Below are 22,645 nucleotides of genomic sequence, written 5' to 3'. Positions count from 1 at the left end.
GCCATGTCAGAAGTTGCCCTCGCCACAGCCCCACTGACCGCCCCGCCGGTCATTCGGGCGCTGCTCGCAAAGCTCGCCATCCCCTACACGGAAGTCATGGAACAGCCTGGCCTGAACCCTGCCCGAAAGGTCCAGGCGGTGTTGCTTGAGGATGCGGTTGGCGCGCTCATGGTGCTGTTCCCCCAAAGCCAGTTGCTGGACCTCAACCGCCTCGCCGAACTCACCGGTCGCCGCCTCACGGCCGTGGCCCCCGAGCGTGTCGAGCGCATGTTGGGCAAGCATGACCTGAGCCTGCTGCCAGGCTTGCCGCCCCTGACCAGTTCGCCGTGCCTGTACGAAGGCCGCTTGCTCAATGAACCCAGCCTGCTGGTGCATTCGGGCGAAGCCGGGCTGTTGCTGGAAATTCCCACCGACGCCTTCAAGAGCCTGCTCACCAAGGCCAGCGCCGCGCAGTTTGGCGAACCCTTGAGCAACATCCGCCCGAACCTCGACCGCCCCAATGATGACCGCGAGGAAATCACCCAGGCGATGCAAGCGTTCACTGCGCGCCGTATCCAGCAACGCCTGGAAGCGACCATCGAGATTCCGCCGCTGGCCGACACCGCGCAGAAGATCATCAAGCTGCGTGTCGACCCCAACGCCACCATCGACGACATCACTGGCGTGGTGGAAACCGACCCAGCCCTTGCCGCCCAGGTCGTCAGTTGGGCCGCGTCGCCCTACTACGCCTCGCCGGGCAAGATCCGCTCAGTGGAAGACGCCATCGTGCGCGTGTTGGGCTTTGATCTTGTGATCAACCTAGCGCTGGGCCTGGCCTTGGGCAAAACCCTGAGCCTGCCCAAGGACCGCCCGCACCTGTCCACGCCGTACTGGCACCAGTCGATCTACACCGCCGCCGTCATCGAGGGCCTGACCCGCGCCATGCCCCGTGCCCAGCGCCCGGAAGCTGGCCTGACCTACCTGGCAGGTTTGCTGCACAACTTCGGTTACCTGCTGCTGGCCCACGTGTTTCCGCCGCACTTCTCGCTGATCTGCCGGCACCTGGAGGTCAACCCGCACCTGTGCCACAGCTATGTCGAGCAACACTTGCTGGGCATCAGCCGCGAACAGATCGGCGCCTGGCTGATGCGCTACTGGGACATGCCGGACGAACTGTGCACCGCCCTGCGCTTCCAGCACGACCCCACGTATGACGGGCAATACGCCGAATACCCGAACCTGGTGTGCCTGGCGGTGCGCCTGTTGCGCAGCCGGGGGATTGGCTCCGGGCCGGATGAATCCATTCCGGACGCGTTGCTGGAGCGCCTGGGCCTGAGCCGCGAGAAGGCGGAAGATGTGGTGGGTAAAGTGCTGGATGCCGAAGTGCTGTTGCGCGAATTGGCTTCGCAGTTCAGCCAGGGGTAAATCTGGCGCCTGTGACACCGCTATCGCAGGCAAGCCAGCTCCCCCAATTGACCGTATTTCCAAGTTGGAACGCGGTCACTGTGGGAGCTGGCTTGCCTGCGATGAATCCAACTCGGTCTACCTGACCCCCCCTCAATGTAGGAGCGAGCTTGCTCGCGAAAAACCTGAGAACACCGCAGGGCGCCAGGCACCCCGCGTCATCGTTGACGTTTTTCGCGAGCAAGCTCGCTCCTACAGGTGTTACTTCTTTTTCTTCGGCTGCAGATACTTGGTCAGCCCCTGGAACCAGATCACCAGTGCCGGGTTGCCCTTGATCTGGATCGACTTGTCCTGAATCCCCGTCATGAACGCCAGTTGCTTGTTCTTCGCCTGCATCGTGGCGAAGCCGTAGGCGGCATCCTTGAAGGCAATCGCGAAAGCCGGCGCCGGGTGGACACCTGAGCGGCTGGTGATGCGCTGGTCTTTGACGATGAAGTGACGGGCAACCTTGCCGTCGAGGGTCTGCAGCTGGAAGGCCAGGTCTTTGTCACCCAGTTGCTGCTGGAAGGCGGGGTTGGTGCGGCTGGCTTTGCCCATCATCAGGCCAAGCACCCACAGTAGAAGACGAAATTTCATGCACACGGCCTCGGTGTATTTATTGGAGTGGCCGCAGCAGTGTAACGATTTGCAAAAAGAACGCCACCGATCTCGCGCTTTAGGCGCAGATCGGTTGGCGTTTAACGCTTATAGCAACAAGTACTTAAACGTTAGGGCAAGGCACTGGCGCCCAGTCGGCCAGGTTTGGATTGCGGCAGGTTGCTTCGATCTGGGTTTTGCCCGCAGTGGCGACCTGCTTGCTTTCAGCTTGCTTGGCCTGCACGGTCTGGATGCTGCGCTCGGTGGTTACCGCTTCTTTTGGCACTGTTGGCAGCACTGGCTTCTTGGCAGGCTTGACGGCTTTTTTACCCTTGGCCGGAGCGACCACTGGCGTGGTATCGGCGGTGGCCACGGTCACCACATCGCTGCGCTGTACGCCGACCTGTTGCAGATCTTTCTCGTACGCCTGGGTGTAGTTGTTCAGGTCTTCGCTGGCTTTGCCGTTGACCGTCACGATCAGGTCATTGGATTCCTTCAGGCCCGCGACGATTTCCGCCAGGCGCTTGCGGCCTTCGGTGTCGTTGACGGTCTTGGCCTTGCGATCAGCCACCAGCTTGGTGAATGCGCTCTGGTAGCACTGCTGCGAGGCCTTGGCATAGGCGGTGCTGCGGTCGATGTCCGAGGCGCTTTTGTTGAAGTCGGTGGAGTAAGACGCGATGCGCTGGTTGTCATCGGTGATCTGCTTCTGGCGCTCGGTGTAGTAACCCGCCGCGCCGCCAGCCAGGGCGCCGCCTGCGGCACCGATTGCGGCATTGCGGCCACGGCTGTCCTTGTCGCCGGTCAGGGCGCCCAGCAGGGCACCGCCAGCCGCGCCGAGGGCTGCACCGGTGACGACCGACTTGGTCATGTCCGAATCGGTGGCGCGCAGGTGCTGCACCGGCTCGTAGCAGTTGGGGTAGTACTCGACCTTGGTGCTCGACGCTACCTTGGACGCAGGCGACGTAGCGCAACCAGTCAACACGGTGCTGAAACCAGCTGCGATCAGCAGCAGGTGACGCTTGGAAACCGCCTTACGGGAAAAAAGCATAGATGTGATCTCTGTTAAGTTTGACTTGCCCAGCACGGCCCACCGCCGCCTGAGTCCCTTCCAAGCTCGCTAGACAGCCAACGATCAAGACCGCTGACCGCTCGCTGCGAGCAATTCCTTCAAGATCGTTGCCGGGTCGGCCCGCTGTTGCTTGCGGTAGTTGCCGACATGGCGAACGAACAGTGTCGCGCGCGTCACCAGGCTCTTGCCGAGCACTGGCTTGCGATCCAACTCTTCCTTGACCCGTTGAAACTGCGCCTGGATCACCGCATCGGTGTAGCGCGTGCCGGTGGCCAGGTTGTCGATGTAAATCGCCACCGCGCCGTCCAACGCGCTGCGTCCATTGGTGATGGCCATGTCGAACAGCTGCGTGCTGGCCTCGTCCTTGCTGTCCACCGCCTGCTGGCGACTCTTCTGCAGGTTGGCCAGGCGGATGTTGTAGTTGCTGATGGTCTCGGCCACCAACGCCGCCGACTGGATCAAATTGCCCGCCGCTTCTTCGCGTTGCTGGGCGATCAGCGACACGTTGCGCTTGAGCTCTTCGTTGACCAGGCCCAGTTCGGCTTGCAGCTTGGGATCGACACTGGCGGCGATGATGCTGTCCAGGCGTTTGGTCGGGTCCTGGGCGTCGTCGATGGCGTCGGTCAGGGAGGCCAGGCGGCCTTCCTTCTGCCATTGGGCGAACAATTCCTTGTAACGCGAGCGCGGCGCCGACAACGCGCCAATCGCCACGCGAAAACCGGTGGTCTCGTTGCTTTGCTCGGTGCCATCAGCGGCAAACAGCGGGTATTCGCGGCGCATGCCGGTGAACAACGTGCCCTCGCCTTCCAGGTAATTGCCGCCCTTGACCACAAAACCGCCGTAGGTGCCCTGGCGGCGGCCGGCGTGGACCAACTGGAAGGATTCCTGGACCATTTCCGCAGCATTGCCGATCACGTCGAACATGCCGATAGGGTTAGGCAATTTGGTGCCGATGGGCATCAACCGCGCCGCCTGGCCGGTGCCGCCGGCCACCTGGTTGAACACCGCGTAATCGGCCAGCGGGCCATCGCTTTCACTGCCCTCGGCGCGCCGTGGATACAGGCGGCCTTCGAGGTCCTGGCGGCTCACCGCCTGGCCACCGCGTGCGGCGTACTCCCACTCCACTTCGGTGGGCAGGCGCACAAAGCCCAGGCCGCCGTCTTCGGCCGACGCACCGCGCCCGCTCACAGGCAGCAGTTCGCGGTGGTATTTCATCAGCCAGGCGCTGTACACCGCCGAAAAACGCTCGGCTTCAAAGCGCGACAATTTCACCTTGGGCAAACGCCCGGCCATGCCAGTGGGTGCGTCACACGCCGGCGCCGGTTCACCGCTGGCCAAGGATTGCGCCTGGGCCATCACCTGGGCGTATTGGCGGGCGGTCACTTCGTACTTGCCGATGAAGTACAGCATCGGCTTGAGCGGAGTTTTTGCGTCGGTCTTCGGCATCTGCGGCGCGATGACCTTGCTCCAGTCTTTGGGCAAGTCCTTGAGCGTGAACTGGCCGTTGATGAAGTCGCGGCGGTAGCCGGAAATAAACGACTGCTGATAACCCGCCTCGCCTTCGGCAAAGGGGTAGCCCAGGTTGATTTCACGGTCATCCAGGGTGCCCTGGGCCAGGATGTAGGCGTAGCGGAACACCATGTTGCCTTCGCAGGGCAGCGGCAGGCTTACGTCGTCCGGCAACGGCTTGGGGTTGTCGAGCTTGTCACTTGCCTCATCGGCCCAGGCCAGCGAGGCCAGGCTCAGCGCCACGCAGGCGCCCAGTAATTTATACATCTCTGATTCCTTCAGAAGCCTGGATACGTGCCACCCGCCAACCACCACAGGCGGCCGCCACGGCACTGACGCCGAGCACCGCCACCAGGGCCAGGCCGTAATGGCGCGCCAACAGGTGGCTGGCGTACTCGCCCGGCACCTGCACAAAAAGCTTGTTCAACGCGGCCTCGGCCAGGCCATACAGCCCAACGCTGAGCACAGCGGCAAAACCCGCGCTGTAGAGCGCTTGCAGCAGCACAAACAGCAACAACGCGGCGGTGGAAAACCCCAGCAGGCGCAACACCGAGAGTTCCCGATGCTTGCGCGCCACCGCCGCCAGGGTGCCCGCGAAGATCGCCGCAAACGCCCCGGCCAACGCCAGCCCGGCGATGATCCAGAACACAATCGACAGGTTGCGGCTCAACGATTGCACTTGAGCGATGGTGTGCGCCTGGGTTGAAACCAACAGGTTCTGCCCGGCGAAATACACCCGCAACGGTTCCACATCACTGAGGCTGCGCGCATACAGGCGAAACGCCGGGTAGATACGCTGTTCGCTCACGCTCGCCGCGTCACCGGCCCAACTCAATGCCGGCACGGCACGGCCATCGCGGTAATCTTCTGCCGCTTCCAGCAGCGCCAGATCGGCAAACAGGCCCTCGCGAGCGAAGGCTTCCAGCGGCAACACCGCCAGCACCTGCAACCGCGTGCGCTGGGTCTCGACGCGCCCCGCCACCTGCCGCGCAAAGCGGGTTTCCAGCCAGTCCCCGGGCCTTGCCGCGAGCTTTTCGGCGGCGGTATGGCTGAGCACGATCTGGTCCAGGCCGTGGGGCAGCGGCAAGCCTGCCAACAACGGGTCGCCTGCGGCAGTCGGCAGCATTTCCAGGGTCAAGGTGCCCACCTGCGCCGTGGCCGCAATCTGCCGTGTGCGCGGCACAGCAAAGGCCACATCGCTGCGCTCACCCAGTTGCGCGATAAACGCCGCGCTGAATCGACCACCGCCCAACGGGATGATTTCACGGCTGGCGGGGTCGGTCTCCAAGCGTTCGGTCAAACTGCTAACCAGTCCAAATTTCAGCCCGAATAACACCAGCAATGGCGCGATAACCGCTACCAGTGCCAACACCGAGCAGGCCGACAGCCACCCATCGTTGCGGTAGTCCTGCCAGGCGAGCGAGGCAACCAGGCCGATGCGCATCAGCACGCCTCCCCGAGGGTTGCGGTGACGCCGCCGTCTGGGTCGCGCTGGCAACGGATACGCCGCACCTGCAAGCCACTGGCGCGAGCCAGCGGTTCATCATGGGTGGCGATCACACAGGCCGCACGGTGTTCGCGGGCCTGGGCCAGCAACGCCTGCATCACGCGCTCGGCGTTGAGCGGGTCCAGGGACGCCGTCGGCTCATCAGCCAGCACCAGTTGCGGCCCATGGGCCAGGGCCCGCGCGCAGCTGACCCGCTGGCGTTGGCCCACCGACAACGCCGCCGGGCGCTTGGCCAACTGATCGCTGATCTGCAACTGCTCAGCCAGGCGCGCCACGTGGCCGTCGTCCTGCAAGCCCAGCAGTTGGCGCGACAGCGCGATATTGCCGCGCACATCCAGAAACCCCAGCAAGCCTCCGGTCTGCGGCACATAGCCCAGGTGCTGACTGCGCAACGCGGCGAGCGCCGATTGCCGGTCAGCACACCACAGCGCGCCGATGTCCTGTTGGTTGAACGCAAACTGCCCCACCTGATCCGGCGCCAACACCAGCGCCAGCACGTCCAGCAAAGTGCTCTTGCCGCAACCACTGGGGCCGACAATCGCCAGTTGTTCACCCGCACCCAGCTGCAATGCCGGGATCACCAGGCTGTAGCGCTGGCTACCGACGCCCCGGCTCTTGTGCACCGCGCTCAGGTTCAGCATTACGGCAGCGTCGACAGTGGCACGCGGTACAACGCATCGCCCGGTTCGGCATCACCGAACCGGACCCAGTTGGCCACGTCGTTATGGAAGGTTTCATACAGGCGGATTTTCGAATCCAGCTCGTCGATAAAGTCTTCCTGCTCGGCCACGCTCAACGACAACCACAGGTCCTGGGTCATGTTCAGCGACTTGCTGCGGTACGGCAGGCCCTCCAGGTATTCACCGAGCAGGCCGCCGTCAGCCAGGTTGCCGCCCTTGCGCAGGGCCTGCGGGTCACGGCTCATATAGGCCGAGGCACTGGCGATTTCCTGGAAGAAATCCTTGGGCGAGCTTTGGGTTTTGCGCGCCGCATCCACGATCAACTTCAGCGATTGCTGCAGATCGTTGAGTTGCAGCTTGGTCAGCATCACGCACACCTGGAACGCTGGCAGCGCCGGGTTGGTCAGGTCACGATCAGCGGTCCAGGCGCTGACCAGTTGCGGCGCCTGGCTCGCGGTTTTGCGCCCGAGAAAGTCCATGTGCATGGCATAGCCGACGGCGGCTGACTTGTCCGCCAGACTCGGCGCGGCACTGAGCAACGGCACGGGCTGCGGCGTGTTGCTGCGCACCTGATGCACCAGGTTGGCGAACACCGTGCCGATCTCATCGACACGCTCACCCAGCTTGCGCACATCGCCGCCTGGCACTGGCGTGTACAGGTCGCCGATCTGCGGGTTGGCGTCGGCGGTGAGGACGCGATACTGGCTCTCGGCGCCGGCATGGGTTTTCTTGCCGGCGTCGGTGCGCAGGTGCAGCGCGTAGATTTTGATCTGCTTGCCCAGCGCCGCCTGGCGCACTTCGGCTTCGTTCATCTGGGTGGCGGCGAACGGGTCGTTCTTGCGCAGCGCGCCGGCATCGGAGACCAGCAGGATGATGCGCCCGCCGTAGCCGGACCAATCCATGCCGTCCACCGCCTGCATCACCCCGGCAAACGCATCTTCGTTGAACGAGTGGCTGGACACCGTCGACGCTTTGACCTGGCGCGCCATATCCAGAAAGCGTTGCGGATCGCGGCCTTGGTCGAGACTGATCAGGGTCTTGGCGACATACTCAAGGCCCGGGGTTTTCTGGATGCTGCTGCGAAAGCCGACCATGCCGAAGCTGACGCTGTCCAGTTCGCCACGCTCGGCAATGCGGGTTTGCAGCTCGTGCACCACGTCGCGAATCTGGTCAATGTAGGGCTGCATCGACACAGTGGTGTCCACCACCAGCACCACCGCCGTGCGGAACGCATCGGCATGGGCGCTGAGCGTCGGGCTGGCAGGTTTGGCAGCGGCGCTGCTGCCTGGGTCGATGGAGGCCACGTTGAGCAACTGCACCGGCTGGCCGTTGTCGTCGAAGCTTTCTTTGGAGTCGAAAATCGGCAACAGGTAGAACTGGTTTTGCGGCACCGCGCTGGCGGTGGGTTCCAGGGCCAGGACTTGCTGGTTGTTCTCACGGTTGCTCTGCGCCTTGGCCAACACGCTTTTCGCAGCGGCAGGGTCGGCCAGCAGTTTTTCCACCTCTGCGGGCTGGCGCAGGAACATTACGGGCGCCCGCCCCGAGCGCTCGGTGAACTTGAGCACCAGGCTTTGTTTCCAGTCGCTGACCTGGGAGGCTGGCAGCCAACCGTCGCTGCGACCATCGGTGGCGGCGCCGACGCGTACCCACGGGCTGCCGTCGACGTCTTTGCGCTGGTACACGTAGAGCACGGAAAACGCCGGCAGCGCTTTACCCGGCGAGCTCCCTGCGTCCGCTGAAAGCTGGGCGCCGGGTTTGCTGAGTACGCGCTGGAACAAGGTTTTCTTGCCTGCCATCAGCAACGGGCGTTGACCGCCATCCACTTCAGCGACAGCCACCGGTGGCGTCACCTTGGGCACCACGGCGGCTGGCGGCTGGGCCGGTTCATCGCCGTCGCTCAACCACCAGTAGCTGGCGCCACCAATGGCCAACGCGACGGCGACCGCCACGGCGGCCAAGGCCAATACCGGCCCACGGCGCTGCTCGGACGGGGCATTGTGCTGCGTCGGCGTGACCACCGGTTGACGCACTATTGGCTGCGGCTGCGGTTTATCCGTCGGAATGTCGATGGTGACAGGGGTCATGCCCGCCAGATCAAAACTCAATGGAATCGGCAGCGGCCGCACCAGCGTGGCATCCGAATCATCAGCCGGCAGTTGATCCAGCGCCAACAACAACGCTGCCGCATCCGGATAACGGTCCGCTGGGTCCTTGGCCAGCAACTTGCGCAGCACGCCCTGATAGCGCCCATGGTGCACCGGCAATTCCGGCAAGGGTTCGGTCAGGTGCGCCAGCGCCGTGGAAAGCGCATCGGTGCCGTTATAAGGCAGCTTGCCGACGAGGATTTCATACAGCACCACGCCCAGCGCGTAGAGGTCGGCGCGGCCATCGATCTCCTGGCCCCGCGCCTGCTCCGGGCTCATGTAGCTCGGCGTGCCCACGGCAAACCCGGCCTGGGTGAATTGGGTGCGATCGTCCAGCGACTTGGCAATCCCGAAGTCCGACAGCACGGCCGTGCCATCGGCACGAAACAGAATGTTCGCCGGCTTGACGTCGCGGTGCACCAGCCCTTGGGCATGGGCATAGCCCAGGGCCGAGGCAATCTGGCGGATCAGCGTCACGCCCTGCTCCGGGGTCAGCCCGGCGGCAATGCGCTCCTTGAGCGTGCCGTTGGGCAGGTATTCCATGGCCATGTAATACAGCTCACCGACGTTGCCGATGTCATGGATGGTCACCGTGTGCGGGTGCGACAAGCGCGCCAGGGTCTTGCCCTCGCGCAGGAAGCGTTCGCAGAAACTCGGGTCGGCTGCCAGCGCCGCCGCCATCACCTTCAGCGCCACCTTGCGCTCCAACGAGCGCTGGGTCGCCAGGTACACGCTGGCCATGGCGCCTTCGCCAATCTCGCCTTCGATGTCATAACCCGGGATGACGATGTTCATGACGAGACCTTCACGACGAGGGTGGTGATGTTGTCGGGTGCGCCGCGATTGAGCCCCAGGTGCACCAGGCTGCGCACGATTTCATCCGGCGCGTTATGGCTGAGCACGTCGCGGATTTCGTGGTCTTCGACGGTTTTGTTGAGGCCATCGCTGCACAGCAAATAGCTGTCGCCGGGCGCGATCAACAGGTCCACTGAAGCGACATCCAACTGGGCCTCCACGCCGATGGCACGGGTGACGATATTGGAGCGCGGGTGGGTGCGGGCGTCGGCTTCGCTGAGCAGGCCGCTGTCTTGCAGGTCTTGCACGTAGCTGTGGTCGCGGGAAATGCTCTCCAGCACGCCGTCGCGCAGGCGGTACAGGCGGCTGTCGCCGGCCCACAGGCACACCCCGCGCAAACCGCGCGCGGCAAATACCACCACGGTGCTGCCCATCATGGTCACGCCACGGTTGGCGGTTTCTTCGCGCACAGCCGCGTTGATGCGCAGCAGGTCGTTGCGCAGCGCCGCCGAGTATTCGTCCAGGGAACGGCCCAGCGGCACATGGCGCAGGCTGTCGACGATCAAGCTGCTGACATAGTCCCCCGCCGCGTGCCCGCCCATGCCATCGGCCACCACCCACAGGCGGTTTTCCGGCAGGTCCAGAAAGGCATCTTCGTTGACTTGGCGAACCATGCCCACATGGCTTTTGCTCGCGGATTCGTACGTCACGCCCATCTACACCACACCTTCTTGTCCGAGCAAAAACTGCGCAAAATCGCTGGCGGCAGGCAAGCCCTGGCACCGTAATAAACCGGGAGAGATACGCTGCGAACCTCGCCCCCACCACAGGCTTGCGCCCTCGCACGCCTGTTCGGCCAGCGCGGTCATACGCTGGTGCGGCACGGTGGCTGCCACCCTTTGCAGGCCGGCGAAACGGCTGTCCACCGCTCGCGGTTCGCTGGCCGGCACACCCAGCTCGTCGAGCCCGGCATTGAAGCCTTCGAAGGTCGCGCCACTGTCCAGGGTGCTAAGCAACAAGGTTTCAGCCTGCTCGAACCAGGCGTCCGAACCGCCCACCAGCGACGCCGGGTTGGTGTCGTGATCCAGCAAAGTCACCACCGCCAGCGGAAAGTACCGCCCGACCCGGTCAATGCTCGGCATCACCACGCCTGCCGCCGCATCCGGCCCGCACACGCCCGGCGCCAGCACAAAGCGCCACAACGGGCTGACCAGGTACGCATTCAGCCAGTCAGCGCCGAGGCTGTTCTGGCTGGCGAGCAAACCCGCCGCCAGCCAGCTGTCCCACGGGCCAATAAAACTCTGGGGCAAGGCGCGGCTGACAAAGTCGCCGCGGCTGGCCAACTTGCCGTAAAAACCCAGAGTCGTCATAGCCGCTCCGGCAGGCTGAAGCCGCTGAGCACGCGGCTCTTGAACGGGTTGAAGGCACTGTTGGCGCGCAACTCGTAGGCGATGCTCGCGCCATCGACCCGCAGGCGCAGGTTGAAACGGTCCGGCGAGTTGCCTGCGGTGAGGTCCGACTGCTCCAGCAGGCGGAACCAGGCCCACGGGCCGTCCAGGGTGATGCCGGAGCGACCACTGGCCGCCGGCGGCATGATGGAGATACGCACCACGCCAATGCTGCCGGGGTTCGGCCATTGCATCGCCACCGGGCGGCTCGGGCCGTGGTCGTAGCTCAATTGCTGGCCGTCCAGGTCGAGCAGGAATTGGGTGATGGTGGGGTCCATCGACACCGGCTTGAGCTCGAAACGCACGATGGGCTGGGTGCCACCGGAGCGGAAGAACGCGTCCCGAATCGTCGCCGCACGCTGGAAGGTTTGCAGCACGCCAGGGGCAATCCCCAGCTTCTGCGCCGCCCCCGGTTGCCAGCGCCAGGTCTGTGCCGACGTGTCCACATAGGGTTGCAGGTATTTGCGGAAGTAGTTGTCCATCACCCCGCCCACGCCGAAGAACTGGCCGAAGTCATCCAGGGTGGCGTCCCGCGCACTGCCCGGCGACATCGGGTAACGCCCGGCCAATGACTGGCGATACACGTTGACCACTTCACTGACCCAGGCGGCGTTCAGCTGATTACGTACCCCGCCCATCATGCTGTTGGTGGTGGAATTGACCACCGACTTGACCATGCCCTGCACCAGCGGCGGCTGGCGCTCGGCGTTCAGGCTGACCCGCGTGGCCGCAGCCGCCGCCTGGTTCTTGGCCTCGCCGAGCAAGGCATCGCCGCTGGCACCGACCATGGCGCTGACCTGCACATACAGTGCATTCATGTCCGACAGCAGGCCGTCGATGGCTGCCGGTTCGCCTTCGTTTTTACTCACGATGCTGTTGAGTTCGGCAAAGTGCGCAGTCACTGGATCATCCGCCGGCGCCGGGGCATTCGCCGTCGGTTGCGCCTCGCCCAGCAAGCTGCCGAGGCGCTCCTTGAGCTTGTCCACGCCGCCTTCCACCGGCACGCCTTTGGCGGCCAATTGGCGCTCTTCGGCTTGCAGGTCGGTTTCCCTGGCGACCGCCACCAGTAGTTTTTTCAGCGGCGAAGTCGGCCCGGAAATCACCCGCAGCACATCGGCGGCCTGGGCCACGCTGGTGATCGGCACAAAGTCGATGTCAGCGAGCAACGCGTCCCACTGGCGCTGGTAATCCTGGAAGTACAAGCGGCGCACGTCAGCGGCCAGGCTCACCACGTTCTGCTGGTCGGCCTGTTCATGGCCCAGCACCCATTGCTCTTCGGCCAGGGTGCCGGTCTGGTTCAGGCTGCTGAGCAAGAACGCCTGGCGATAGCCCTTGGCGGTGAAGAAGCCACTCAACGGTTCGCCCAACGGCTTGCCGCTCTTGCGGCTGAACACCAGCGCGGCATCGCGACCGGCGGCGTCGTTGAGGCGAAAGTCCGGAATACCTTCGGGCAGTTTCTGGCGCTTGACCCGGTCGTACACGCGCTGGGCCACCGGCAGTTGCTGCAACTGCCGACGCAGGTCGTCGATCAGGCGCGGGTCCAGGCGTGCGCTCGGCGGGTGGCGTTCGAACAGCGCCTGCAAGTGCCCGGCCAGGGCCTGGCGCTGGTCGGCCGGCAGGTCGCGGGGCAGGTTGCGGTCCCAGTCCAGGGCGATCCAGGCCTTGATGAAGTCCGGGTCGTAATGCTCGGTGTCGGCGAGCATCAGGTAAGCCTTGAGGCCCTCGTAGAGAAAGTCCGAGTTGCCGCCGCCGTGCAGTTGCTCTTCGATGCGCGTCACCAGGCGTGGCGCGAACACGGCGATCAACAGTTTGCGGTACACGCTGGCGGACTCGGCTTCGAGCATATCGCCCTGGTACAGCCCCAGCCCTTCGGACCAGCTCGGCGAATCCCCCGCCAGGTTCTTCACGGCGTTGAGCAACGGCAGCACGGCGAGCACTTCCCGCTGTGCCGGGCTCAGGTTCTGGACGGTCTGGCCCAGGGGCGCGACCTTCTGATCGACCTGGGCGATATACGCCTGGTTGGCGCGATAGCTCACCCACCACAGGCTGCTGACCACCACCACCAGCGCGACGGTGGCCGCCAAAACGCCACGGGCGATCCACTTGCGGCGCCGCTCGACTTTCGGGTTCACCCCCACCAGGCCGCGCTCTGCAAAGGCCACGGCGGTGAAGAGTTTTTCGATGAAGTAACTGCGCCCGGTGCCGCTCTGGCGCGCCAGGTGCTGGCGGTCCAGGTTCATGCTCTGGGCCATGGCACCGATCAGGCGGTCAATCGGGCTGCCTTCCTGGGTGCCGCTGGTGAAGTACACGCCACGCAGCAACACGCGTTCTTCAAAGGCATTGGGTTTGAACACGCCTTCCAGGAAGCTTTGCAGGCAATCTTTCAACGCGCCGAACTGCTGCGGGAAGCCGTAGATCAGGTCGCGCCGTGCCGGGTCGCGTTCCTGTTGCAAGCGCTCGACCAGGCGTTCGTTGAGGCGCTGCTCCAGGCCGGCGAATTCGCTTTGCAGGTGCGCCAGCGGGCTGTCGCTGTTTTTGCCGTCGTCCAGGGCAAAGGTCATGCCCCACACCTGGGCGCGCTCTTCCTTGCTCAGGTTGTCGAAGAACTCCATGAAGCCTGGCACCAGGTCGAGCTTGGTGAGCATCAGGTAGATGGGGAAACGCACGCCCAGCTGCGTATACAGCTCCTGGATGCGCAAGCGAATCGCGGCGGCATGGGCAGCGCGCTCGGCGTCGGTGCCCAGCAGCAGATCCGAGAGGCTGATGGCGATAAACGCACCGTCGATAGGCCGGCGCGCACGCTGCTTTTTCAGCAGGTCGAGAAAGCCCAGCCAGGCGGCTTTATCCACCGTGGAGTTGCTGTCCTGTGTGGTATAGCGGCCCGCGGTGTCGAGCAATACGGCCTGGTCGGTAAACCACCAGTCGCAGTTGCGCGTGCCCCCCACACCCCGCACCGCACCGGCGCCCAATTGCGCCGCCAGCGGGAAATGCAGCCCGGAATTGACCAGCGCGGTGGTCTTGCCCGAACCCGGTGGGCCGATGATCACGTACCACGGCAACTCATAGAGGTTGCGGCGCTCGTCGCCGCCCAGCTTGGCTTTTTTCAGCAGTGCCAAGGCTTCGTCCATGCGCTGGCGCAGGGTGGACAGCTCTTCGGCGGTCGCGACGCTGTTGGGGTCGACCGGGGTTTCTGCGGCCAGGCTGCGCATCACTTCGGCGGCCTGGCGACGGGCCTGGATGATGCGGAACACGCGGTAGGCCACCCACAGCGCAAACACCAGCACGATCAGCGCCCAACGGCGCCCTTCGGGCACCAGCACGTCCAGCAGCGGGCCAACAAACCAGATGATCAGGCTCAGGGCAATCAGGCCCAGCACGGGGATCACCCAGCGAATCATGAAACTGAAAAACGCCTTCACTCGACGCCCTCCGCCAATACGGTGATTTCAACCCGACCATTGCGGGCACGGCCTTCGGCAGTACTGTTGGTGGCCAGCGGCTCGGTGTCGCTGCGGCCTTCGGCACTGAAGCGCTCGGCCTGGCCGGTCTTGGCCGCCAGAATTTCCAGCACCGACTTGGCCCGGGCTTCGGACAACGCCCAGTTGGACGGGAAGCGCAACGTGGCAATCGGGCGATTGTCGCTGTGCCCGGTGACACGCACCTGGCCCTTGACCTTGCGGATGGCATCAGCGATGCGCAGCATCAGCGGCTGGTAGTCATCGACGATGCTGGAGCTGGCCGAGGCGAACAGCTCATCGCCACGGATGGTCACGACAGAGCGGTCAACCTTGTCTTCCACCGCCACGCGGCCGGCCTTGATGTCGTCGGCCAGGAACCCAGCCAGGCGCGGGCGGTCGATCACTTTGGGCTGAACCACCGGACGGTCGATGGCCTGCACCGGGATCTCGCCCAGGGCATGGATGTTCTTGAACACCGGCTCGGCGTCCGAGGCCAGCTTCAGGCGCAGACCGAACAGCAACGCCAACAGCAGCGCCAAGCCAATCGCCACGGCGATCCACGGCGGCATGAATTGCGCCAGGCGATCACGGGCCACGGTCACACCGCGCCAGTGCGGTGACAGCTCACGCTCGTGTTCGCCACGGGCGCTGCGAATCGCCGCGGCGGTGCGCTCGCGCAAGGTTTCCAACTGGCTGCGCCCGTCAGTCATCACGCGGTAACGCCCTTCAAAACCCAGGCACATGCACAGGTACAACAGCTCCAGCAGGTACAGACGCTCCCGTGGGCTTTGCAGGCAGTGGTCAAGCAACTGGAAAACCTTTTCGCCACCCCAGGCTTCGTTGTGCACGGTGATCAGCAGGCTCTGTTTACCCCAATCGCTGGTGCTGCCCCACGGCGTGCTCAGCACCGCTTCATCCAAGGCGGTGCACAGCGCGTAACGGGCCAACAGCACTTCATTGCGTGCCACACCGGCGGCTTCGGCGCGTTCTTCGAACTGGCGCAGGTACGCCAGCAACTGCGCACGCAGGCTGGCCGGCGCGGGGTGGGCGATGGTGTTGCGCAGCCGCGTCAACAACGCCAGCAACGGGCCGGCGGCGCTTTCCAGCGGGTTGAGGCCCTGGCTCTTGCCGGTGAGGATCGGCGCAGCCGGCATCGACAGCGGCGCAGGTTCGGCACGCGAGGGTGCAGGCTCTCGGCCACCCGGGCGCGGCATGAACTGGGTGCGGTCATCATCATTGGGATGCATCGCCAATTATCCTCGGATCGCCCAGAAGGCCAGGTTCAAGCCCGGGAACTGCCCGGCGATATGGAAGGCGAAACCGCCGGAATTATTCAGCTGCTGCCAGTACTCGCTGCCACGGTCCAGCTCGTAGTAGGTGCTGCCGGCGTGGTAAGGCAATTGGCGTGGCGCCACCGGCAATGGCAGCAGGCCGATGCCCGGCAGTTGCAGGTTGACCATGTCGCGGATGTGCTCCACCGAGCCAACCTTGCTCTGCTGGCCGAAACGCGCACGCAGGGTTTCGCCGGGCACATCGGCGCGCACCACGAGGATGAAACTGGCGTTGTCGAGCAGGGTCTTGTCGGCCAGCATCGCCACATGGATGCCGTAGGCTTTCTCCACGATCGGGATCGGCGTGGCCTTGCTGTCGATCAGCATCGACAGCGCTTCACGCAGAGCCGCCATCACCGGCATAAAGCTCAGGGCCAGGTCGTCGTGCTGGTACTGCGGGTATTCGTGGGGACGGCGGCCGGAGGTTGAGAAGGTGGAAAATTCACCGGCCAGACTGACCAGTTCGCTAAAAAAGCGCTCCGGGTGCAACGGGCTCAACTGGCTGAAGTGCTGGATCAGCGGCTGGGCGCGGTTGACCAGTTGCAGCAGCATGAAGTCGGCGATCTCCGAGGCACCACCGGCACCCGAAGCCACCACGCGACCGGCCAGCGCTTCGCCACGCTGGTGCAACAGGCCCAGCAGTTCGCTGCGAAAGGCCGTCAGCGGTTTGCTCGCAGCCACGTCCAGCACCGGCGGGATGTAGGTGTCATCGAGCACCAATGCGCGGTCGGCGCGTTTTTCCTTGATGCGTACCAGGCCGATGGCGGCGTAGTCGCTGATGCCATCCTGCGCTGTCAGCAGGCGCAATGCCCGCGACCCCACTGCCACCGGTGCACGGTTTTCGAACAGGGCGTTGTCGTCGCGCACTTCGCGCACCTGGCTCACGTAGCGCGCCGCTTCCAGGGCTTCACCCTCGTCCACCGTGTCACGGGCACCGGCGCGCTTGAGCGGCAGGGCCAGGTACACCAGGCCGTCGCGCAGGTTGTCGTCGATGTTCAACGGGCTCGGCGCCAGGTCGTCCTGGGGAATATTGAACGGCGTGCCATCGGGCAACAGGCCGCGGGCCGACACAATCGCCAGCTTGCCCTGGGCCAGCAGGCCTTGGTCGATCAACAGCTCGGAGAAACCCCAGGCACCCGCCGATAACGGGCGGCTGCGGGCGTCGATCAGGTTTTCCAGGTAACGGTCATGCTGCTGGAAGTGCTGCGTTCCGATGAACATGCCTTCCGACCAGACCACGCGATTGTTCCAGGACATGGGGGCTCCGATTGCTTGTTATTGGGCTGGGCTGGATGGGGAAGCCACGACGTCGGCGCGCACGGCATGCACGTCGAGGCTGATCTGGTATTCGCTGTATTGGCGCGGCGGCACGTTGATGACCGTGCGCCATTGCGCACGGTCCAACTCGCGGTAGCCCACCAGCAGGCCGATCTGGCGCGTGGACGGGTCGAGGTCGCGCTGCACGCTCAGTTGTTGGCCGGGCTGCACCATCACTTCGTCCTGGTCCAGCAGGTCCAGGCCCAGGGTGGATTGCGCCCGGTCCGCCAGGGCGAAGTAATCGGAGCGTGAAAAGGTAGCGGCGTTTTTCAATTCGAAAATGCGCACCCGCACCGGCGCGGCCTGGCCGTTGGCACCGGGGTTAAGCCCGGCAATCGCGTGAAAGTGCAATTCGACGGCGGCCGTGTCGGCTTCGGCCTCGGCAGCCGCCTGGGGTTTGACCGCGTCGTTGGCACACGCCGTCAGCAGCAGCGCGGTAGCGGCGGCGAGTAAAAACCTGGGAATCATCCTGCGTCCTCAATGACGTATTTAGCTATCCGTTTTATCCATTAGTGCGAGGCGTTTTCAGCCTCGCTGTCGTGCACTGTGTTCTTCGTAGGCCCGGCTGAATTCGCGACCGAACAGGTCCTGGAAATCGTCCTGGGCCTCGCGGGAAATGTTGCTGTAGAGCTCGGTAAACTGCTGCCAGTACTGGGCCTGACGCGAACCGTTGAACAGACTGGAGAGGCCGCCGGGCTTGCCCATGCGCTCCTCCAATTGCGCCGGTTCAAAGCGCGTGAGCAGGTGTTTGATCGCCGCTTCCACGCCAGCCATCACGGCCAACTGGTGGGCGCGAAGGTCGTCGAAACTGTCACGTACGGCGAGGTCCGGCGCCATGAACGCCTGGTTGCCATGACGCAGCAACAGCAGTAACGCTTCATCGGCATTCGGGGCGAATTTCAACGGGTTGTTTTCGGCGGGGCGGATCATCGTCTGCTGCATGCGGAACTCGCCCTTGAGGCTGGCACGGGCACGCAATACGTCGATCAAGCCCTCGACCATCAACCGGTAGCTGCGGCCGATGCTTTCCATCTGCGCGCAGGCGTCGGCTTTGTCCAGGCGCAACTGGTCCAGGCCCGCACCCCGTAGGAAGGCTTGCAGGAGGTCCGGTTGTGGCTCGGCATTGGCCACGGGGAGCGCAACAGGCTCGACCACAGGTGGCGGCGGGATGATCGGGTCTGGGGCGGGCGCAGCATTGACCACGGGCGCGGGCGCGTCGCCGAACAGGTCCCAGTCTTCGGGAATCACCGAGCCTTGCACCGCCGGCCTTTCGGGTGCCGGTACGGCCACCGGAGCCGGGGGGCGAAAATCGTGTTGCTCGGACGGCACATGGTCCGCCACGGTGGGCGGCGGCACGGCGGTGGGGCTGAGGAAGTCGAACAGGTCGGGCAGGGTTTCCATGGCCGAGGCGCCCTGGAATTGCGGGGCGATCATCGGCGTGGGCGCAGGCTGGCTCACCACGGCGCCCATCAGCGCTTCAAAGCTGTTGGGTGAGTCACCGGCAAATGGCTGGCTGTCGATGGCCTGCACGTTGAAATCGATACGCGCCTGGATTTCGTAATCACCGATGCGGATCAACTCACCGTCTTGCAACGGCTCGCTGTTACCGCGACGCATACGAATACCCGCCTTGACCAATTCCACACCATTGGTGCTGTTATCGGTTAAGTAGTAACGGCCATCTTTGTATTGAATAACGCAATGTTGCGAAGAGACGAGACGCTCGGGGTCGGGCAATACCCAGTCATTCTCAGAACTGCGGCCAATAGCCATCACGCCCTGATCCATGGACTTTTCGGGGCATTGCCCAGGGGTGATCTTGTGATAACTAGTGATAGTCAAACACAGCGACATCTTGCCTCCTTGCTGATACATCGCGCGCAGTCTACCCAGGAGGCAGTGCCACCCTGGAGAGTCCCGTCCTGTCGTACAAACGACCGCCAAAATCTGCTTTTACCAGCATGATCGCTGATCTTAACTGGCTTCCATGACAAAAATCCGCTCTGGGCGCGCCTTTCGACCCGCCAGTCGCGCAGGTTGTTAAACACCGCACATCTGTCACAGAGGGCGAATAGCTTACCTTGACAAGCCATAACTACTACACCAAAAATGCACAACTTCTTGAACATCAGTGATGGCGCAGTAGTGGCACGCTGAGTATATGACCAAGAAAACATGCAAAGTTCATTACGCAACTAGTGCATGCATTGCCCGCCGTCCAGCGGGCCGATAAGGAGATCGAATTCAGTGGATGTGCCGTTGCTGCTCACCGCCGTTTCCGCGACGTCGCCCTGTGGCGAGGACATGGAATATGACGCGCAATTTCTGCAGTTGGAACGTGATGCCAAGGGCCAACCCGAACGCAGCATGGGCGACTCGATCCTGCCCGCTGAGCCGCCCGAGTGGCGCAGCATCCAGCAGCAAAGCCTCGACCTGTTGCAGCGCAGCAAAGACCTGCGCATCACCCACTTTCTGCTGCAAAGCACCCTCGCCCTCCAAGGTGTGGCCGGGCTGGCCGAAGTCCTCACGCTGATCGACGCCTTGTTGCGCCAATACTGGGCCGAGCTGCACCCGCGCCTGGATGCCGACGATGACAACGACCCCACCGTGCGCATCAACGCCCTTACCGGCCTGACCTGCGAGACCAATATCCGTCTGCTGCGCGAAAGCATCCTCACACGCTCGCGCACCTTCGGGCCCGTGACCCTGCGCGCAGCGCTCAACGCCAGCGGCCTGCAAAGTTTTGCCGATGAGCAGTTGGGCAACCAGCAACTCAATGCCGCGTTCCTGGACAGCGACCCCGAACAACTGCAAGCCACCCGTGACGCCTTGAGCGCGGCGCGTGCGGCGTGCGAGGCCATTGAGCAACAGGTCAATGACCAAGTCGGTTCCGCCCAGGGCGTGGACCTCAGCGCCTTGAAGCAGCCGCTCAAACAGGCCCTGCAACTGCTCAACCAAGCGGTGCCAGGCACCGACAGCAGCAGCGATCCCGAGGCCGTCAGTGAAGACAATGCCCCCTCGGTCGATAACGCCGCCGCGCCCGCAGCCCCTCGCCCTTCTGGCGACATCGCCACCCGCGACGATGTGCTGCGCAGCCTCGACAAAATCCTCGCGTACTACACCCGCCACGAGCCTTCGAGCCCGCTGCCGGTGTTGTTGAACCGAGCCAAGAATCTGGTGCATGCCGACTTTGCGGCCATCGTGCGCAATCTGATTCCCGATGGCATGTCCCAATTTGAAAACCTGCGCGGCCCCGACAGCGAGTAAGCCGCCGGACCGTGCAGTAACAACACCGTCGCTCAAGCGACCAGGAGCAGCAACGTGGCGAAGCAAAGTTCTCAGAAATTCATCGCGCGCAACCGTGCGCCTCGAGTGCAGATCGAGTACGACGTCGAGCTTTACGGCGCCGAGAAAAAGGTCCAGCTGCCCTTCGTAATGGGCGTGATGGCCGACCTCGCCGGCAAGCCTGCCGAGCCGCTGGCACCCGTGGCCGACCGCAAGTTCCTTGAGGTGGACGTCGACAACTTCGACTCGCGCCTCAAGGCCATGCAGCCACGCGTCGCGTTCCACGTACCCAATGAGCTGACCGGCGAAGGCAACCTGAGCCTGGACATCACCTTCGAAAGCATGGACGACTTCAGCCCGGCCGCTGTGGCGCGCAAGGTCGATTCCCTGAACCAGCTGCTCGAAGCCCGCACCCAATTGGCCAACCTGCTGACCTACATGGACGGCAAGACTGGCGCTGAAGAAATCATCATGAAGGCGATCAAGGACCCGGCATTGCTTCAGGCACTTGCCAGTGCGCCCAAGCCTGCAGGGGAGCAGTAATCATGACGGACAATACCGCCCGCGAAGGCAGCCAGATCCTGGGTACCACCGAAGAAGCCAGCGAGTTCGCGAACCTGCTGCTGCAAGAATTCAAACCCAAGACCGAGCGTGCCCGCGAAGCCGTTGAAACCGCGGTGCGCACCCTGGCTGAACAGGCCCTGGCGCAAACCGACCTGGTGTCCAACGACGCGATCAAGTCGATCGAATCAATCATCGCCGCCATCGACGCCAAGCTCACCGCCCAGGTCAACCAGATCATCCACCACCAGGATTTCCAACAACTGGAAAGCGCCTGGCGTGGCCTGCATTACCTGGTCAATAACACCGAGAGCGATGAGCAACTGAAGATTCGCGTGCTCAACATCTCCAAGCCAGACCTGCACAAGACCCTGAAGAAATTCAAGGGCACTGCATGGGACCAGAGCCCGATCTTCAAGAAGATGTACGAAGAAGAATACGGCCAGTTCGGTGGCGAGCCTTACGGCTGCCTGGTGGGTGACTACTACTTCGACCAGTCGCCGCCCGATGTGGAACTGCTGGGCGAGCTGTCGAAAGTCTGCGCCGCCATGCACTCGCCGTTCATCGCTGCGGCCTCGCCGACTGTGATGGGCATGGGCTCGTGGCAGGAACTGTCGAACCCACGCGACCTGACCAAGATCTTCACCACCCCGGAATACGCCGGCTGGCGCTCGCTGCGTGAATCGGAAGACTCGCGCTACATCGGCCTGACCATGCCGCGCTTCCTGGCACGCCTGCCGTACGGCGCCAAGACCGATCCGGTGGAAGCCTTCGCTTTCGAAGAAAACACCGACGGCGCCGACAGCTCCAAGTACACCTGGGCCAACGCCGCCTACGCCATGGCGGTGAACATTAACCGTTCGTTCAAGCACTACGGCTGGTGCTCGCGTATCCGTGGCATCGAGTCTGGCGGTGAAGTGGAAAACCTGCCGGCCCACACGTTCCCTACCGATGACGGTGGCGTGGACATGAAGTGCCCGACCGAAATCGCCATCAGCGACCGCCGTGAAGCGGAACTGGCGAAGAACGGTTTCATGCCGCTGCTGCACAAGAAAAACACCGACTTCGCCGCGTTCATTGGCGCCCAGTCGCTGCAGAAACCTGCCGAATACGACGACCCGGACGCCACCGCCAACGCCAACCTGGCCGCGCGCCTGCCGTACCTGTTCGCCACGTGCCGTTTCGCTCACTACTTGAAGTGCATCGTGCGCGACAAGGTCGGCTCCTTCAAAGAGAAGGACGAAATGCAGCGCTGGTTGCAGGACTGGATCCTCAACTACGTCGACGGCGACCCGGCACACTCCACCGAAACCACCAAGGCCCAGCACCCGTTGGCAGCCGCCGAAGTGATCGTGGAAGAAGTCGAAGGCAACCCGGGGTATTACAACTCCAAGTTCTACCTGCGCCCGCACTATCAGCTTGAAGGGCTGACGGTGTCGTTGCGTTTGGTATCGAAGCTGCCTTCGGCAAAAAGCGCCTAATTAACCGGACCGGCTCGCTTCCTGTAGGAGCGAGCTTGCTC

17 protein-coding genes are annotated in these 22,645 nt (G+C 63.7%); 4 read left to right on the top strand and 13 right to left on the bottom strand.

Features of this window, described 5'->3' with window-relative positions; translation table 11 throughout:
• The first annotated feature begins 3 nt into the window (after window positions 1-3).
• Window positions 4-1,404 (top strand): aminoacyl-tRNA deacylase and HDOD domain-containing protein, encoded by a 1,401-nt coding sequence (locus MF6394_RS05755; RefSeq protein ID WP_044269895.1) that lies wholly within the window; start codon window positions 4-6, stop codon window positions 1,402-1,404.
• A gap of 240 nt (window positions 1,405-1,644) precedes the next feature.
• Here MF6394_RS05755 and MF6394_RS05745 read toward each other — a convergent pair whose 3' ends face one another.
• From MF6394_RS05745 to tagH, 13 genes are all read right to left on the bottom strand, one after another.
• Entirely contained in the window at window positions 1,645-2,019 is a 375-nt protein-coding gene (locus MF6394_RS05745) for a helicase (protein ID WP_078466317.1), read from the bottom strand.
• 124 nt (window positions 2,020-2,143) lie between these two features.
• Window positions 2,144-3,067: a type VI secretion system-associated lipoprotein TagQ gene (gene tagQ, locus MF6394_RS05740; RefSeq protein ID WP_044269897.1), complete on the bottom strand. Its 924-nt coding sequence runs from the start codon at window positions 3,065-3,067 to the stop codon at window positions 2,144-2,146.
• 84 nt (window positions 3,068-3,151) lie between these two features.
• Window positions 3,152-4,864, bottom strand: coding sequence for a formylglycine-generating enzyme family protein (locus MF6394_RS05735; protein ID WP_078466316.1), 1,713 nt, complete (start codon window positions 4,862-4,864; stop codon window positions 3,152-3,154).
• On the bottom strand, window positions 4,857-6,041 hold the full coding sequence (locus MF6394_RS05730) for an FtsX-like permease family protein (protein ID WP_078466315.1): 1,185 nt from the start codon (window positions 6,039-6,041) through the stop codon (window positions 4,857-4,859). The genes MF6394_RS05735 and MF6394_RS05730 overlap by 8 nt, the downstream gene beginning before the upstream one ends.
• Entirely contained in the window at window positions 6,041-6,745 is a 705-nt protein-coding gene (locus tag MF6394_RS05725; RefSeq protein WP_078466314.1) for an ABC transporter ATP-binding protein, read from the bottom strand. The genes MF6394_RS05730 and MF6394_RS05725 overlap by 1 nt, the downstream gene beginning before the upstream one ends.
• Window positions 6,745-9,723: a serine/threonine-protein kinase gene (locus MF6394_RS05720; RefSeq protein WP_044269905.1), complete on the bottom strand. Its 2,979-nt coding sequence runs from the start codon at window positions 9,721-9,723 to the stop codon at window positions 6,745-6,747. Before MF6394_RS05720 ends, MF6394_RS05725 begins: the two co-directional genes overlap by 1 nt.
• Window positions 9,720-10,439: a PP2C family protein-serine/threonine phosphatase gene (locus MF6394_RS05715; protein WP_078466313.1), complete on the bottom strand. Its 720-nt coding sequence runs from the start codon at window positions 10,437-10,439 to the stop codon at window positions 9,720-9,722. The genes MF6394_RS05720 and MF6394_RS05715 overlap by 4 nt, the downstream gene beginning before the upstream one ends.
• Window positions 10,440-11,093 carry a type VI secretion system-associated protein TagF gene (gene tagF / locus MF6394_RS05710; protein ID WP_047712083.1) on the bottom strand — a complete coding sequence of 218 codons (654 nt, stop codon included), beginning with the start codon at window positions 11,091-11,093 and terminating at the stop codon, window positions 10,440-10,442.
• Complete coding sequence (gene tssM / locus MF6394_RS05705) at window positions 11,090-14,590, bottom strand: type VI secretion system membrane subunit TssM (RefSeq protein ID WP_078466312.1); 3,501 nt, start codon at window positions 14,588-14,590, stop codon at window positions 11,090-11,092. The genes tagF and tssM overlap by 4 nt, the downstream gene beginning before the upstream one ends.
• The gene (locus MF6394_RS05700; protein WP_078466311.1) at window positions 14,587-15,876 is read right to left on the bottom strand and encodes a DotU family type VI secretion system protein; all 1,290 of its coding nucleotides are present in this window, start codon (window positions 15,874-15,876) and stop codon (window positions 14,587-14,589) included. The genes tssM and MF6394_RS05700 overlap by 4 nt, the downstream gene beginning before the upstream one ends.
• Before the next feature lie 6 nt (window positions 15,877-15,882).
• Complete coding sequence (gene tssK / locus MF6394_RS05695; RefSeq protein ID WP_078466310.1) at window positions 15,883-17,217, bottom strand: type VI secretion system baseplate subunit TssK; 1,335 nt, start codon at window positions 17,215-17,217, stop codon at window positions 15,883-15,885.
• An 18-nt stretch (window positions 17,218-17,235) separates the two neighbouring features.
• The gene (gene tssJ / locus MF6394_RS05690) at window positions 17,236-17,745 is read right to left on the bottom strand and encodes a type VI secretion system lipoprotein TssJ (protein WP_003195552.1); all 510 of its coding nucleotides are present in this window, start codon (window positions 17,743-17,745) and stop codon (window positions 17,236-17,238) included.
• A 57-nt stretch (window positions 17,746-17,802) separates the two neighbouring features.
• Window positions 17,803-19,131: a type VI secretion system-associated FHA domain protein TagH gene (tagH, locus tag MF6394_RS05685; protein ID WP_078466309.1), complete on the bottom strand. Its 1,329-nt coding sequence runs from the start codon at window positions 19,129-19,131 to the stop codon at window positions 17,803-17,805.
• Window positions 19,132-19,524: 393 nt separating this feature from the next.
• Between tagH and tssA the strand changes: the two genes are divergently transcribed.
• From tssA to tssC, 3 genes are read left to right on the top strand one after another with little or no spacing between them, the layout of a single operon-like run.
• Window positions 19,525-20,544, top strand: a complete 1,020-nt coding sequence (gene tssA, locus MF6394_RS05680) for a type VI secretion system protein TssA (protein ID WP_078466308.1) — start codon at window positions 19,525-19,527, stop codon at window positions 20,542-20,544.
• Window positions 20,545-20,598: 54 nt separating this feature from the next.
• Window positions 20,599-21,105, top strand: coding sequence for a type VI secretion system contractile sheath small subunit (gene tssB, locus MF6394_RS05675; RefSeq protein ID WP_003195557.1), 507 nt, complete (start codon window positions 20,599-20,601; stop codon window positions 21,103-21,105).
• A gap of 2 nt (window positions 21,106-21,107) precedes the next feature.
• Window positions 21,108-22,604, top strand: coding sequence for a type VI secretion system contractile sheath large subunit (gene tssC, locus MF6394_RS05670; RefSeq protein ID WP_003195559.1), 1,497 nt, complete (start codon window positions 21,108-21,110; stop codon window positions 22,602-22,604).
• The last annotated feature ends 41 nt before the right edge of the window (window positions 22,605-22,645 follow it).

Origin of the sequence: Pseudomonas sp. MF6394, assembly GCF_002018845.1 — a bacterium.
Classification (GTDB): domain Bacteria; phylum Pseudomonadota; class Gammaproteobacteria; order Pseudomonadales; family Pseudomonadaceae; genus Aquipseudomonas; species Aquipseudomonas lactis.
The sequence above is the reverse complement of the archived record's forward strand: the minus strand, read 5'-3'. Positions and strand labels throughout refer to the sequence as shown.

Excerpts from the sequence above, each read along its gene's own strand:
- MF6394_RS05700 (WP_078466311.1), bottom strand. The coding sequence starts at position 15,876 with ATGCATCCCAATGATGATGACCGCACCCAGTTCATGCCGCGCCCGGGT.
- tssJ (WP_003195552.1), bottom strand. The coding sequence starts at position 17,745 with ATGATTCCCAGGTTTTTACTCGCCGCCGCTACCGCGCTGCTGCTGACG.
- MF6394_RS05735 (WP_078466316.1), bottom strand. The coding sequence starts at position 4,864 with ATGTATAAATTACTGGGCGCCTGCGTGGCGCTGAGCCTGGCCTCGCTG.
- tssC (WP_003195559.1), top strand. The coding sequence starts at position 21,108 with ATGACGGACAATACCGCCCGCGAAGGCAGCCAGATCCTGGGTACCACC.
- MF6394_RS05715 (WP_078466313.1), bottom strand. The coding sequence starts at position 10,439 with ATGGGCGTGACGTACGAATCCGCGAGCAAAAGCCATGTGGGCATGGTT.
- tagQ (WP_044269897.1), bottom strand. The coding sequence starts at position 3,067 with ATGCTTTTTTCCCGTAAGGCGGTTTCCAAGCGTCACCTGCTGCTGATC.
- MF6394_RS05745 (WP_078466317.1), bottom strand. The coding sequence starts at position 2,019 with ATGAAATTTCGTCTTCTACTGTGGGTGCTTGGCCTGATGATGGGCAAA.
- MF6394_RS05755 (WP_044269895.1), top strand. The coding sequence starts at position 4 with ATGTCAGAAGTTGCCCTCGCCACAGCCCCACTGACCGCCCCGCCGGTC.
- tssK (WP_078466310.1), bottom strand. The coding sequence starts at position 17,217 with ATGTCCTGGAACAATCGCGTGGTCTGGTCGGAAGGCATGTTCATCGGA.
- tagF (WP_047712083.1), bottom strand. The coding sequence starts at position 11,093 with ATGACGACTCTGGGTTTTTACGGCAAGTTGGCCAGCCGCGGCGACTTT.
- MF6394_RS05720 (WP_044269905.1), bottom strand. The coding sequence starts at position 9,723 with ATGAACATCGTCATCCCGGGTTATGACATCGAAGGCGAGATTGGCGAA.
- MF6394_RS05725 (WP_078466314.1), bottom strand. The coding sequence starts at position 6,745 with ATGCTGAACCTGAGCGCGGTGCACAAGAGCCGGGGCGTCGGTAGCCAG.
- tagH (WP_078466309.1), bottom strand. The coding sequence starts at position 19,131 with ATGTCGCTGTGTTTGACTATCACTAGTTATCACAAGATCACCCCTGGG.
- MF6394_RS05730 (WP_078466315.1), bottom strand. The coding sequence starts at position 6,041 with ATGCGCATCGGCCTGGTTGCCTCGCTCGCCTGGCAGGACTACCGCAAC.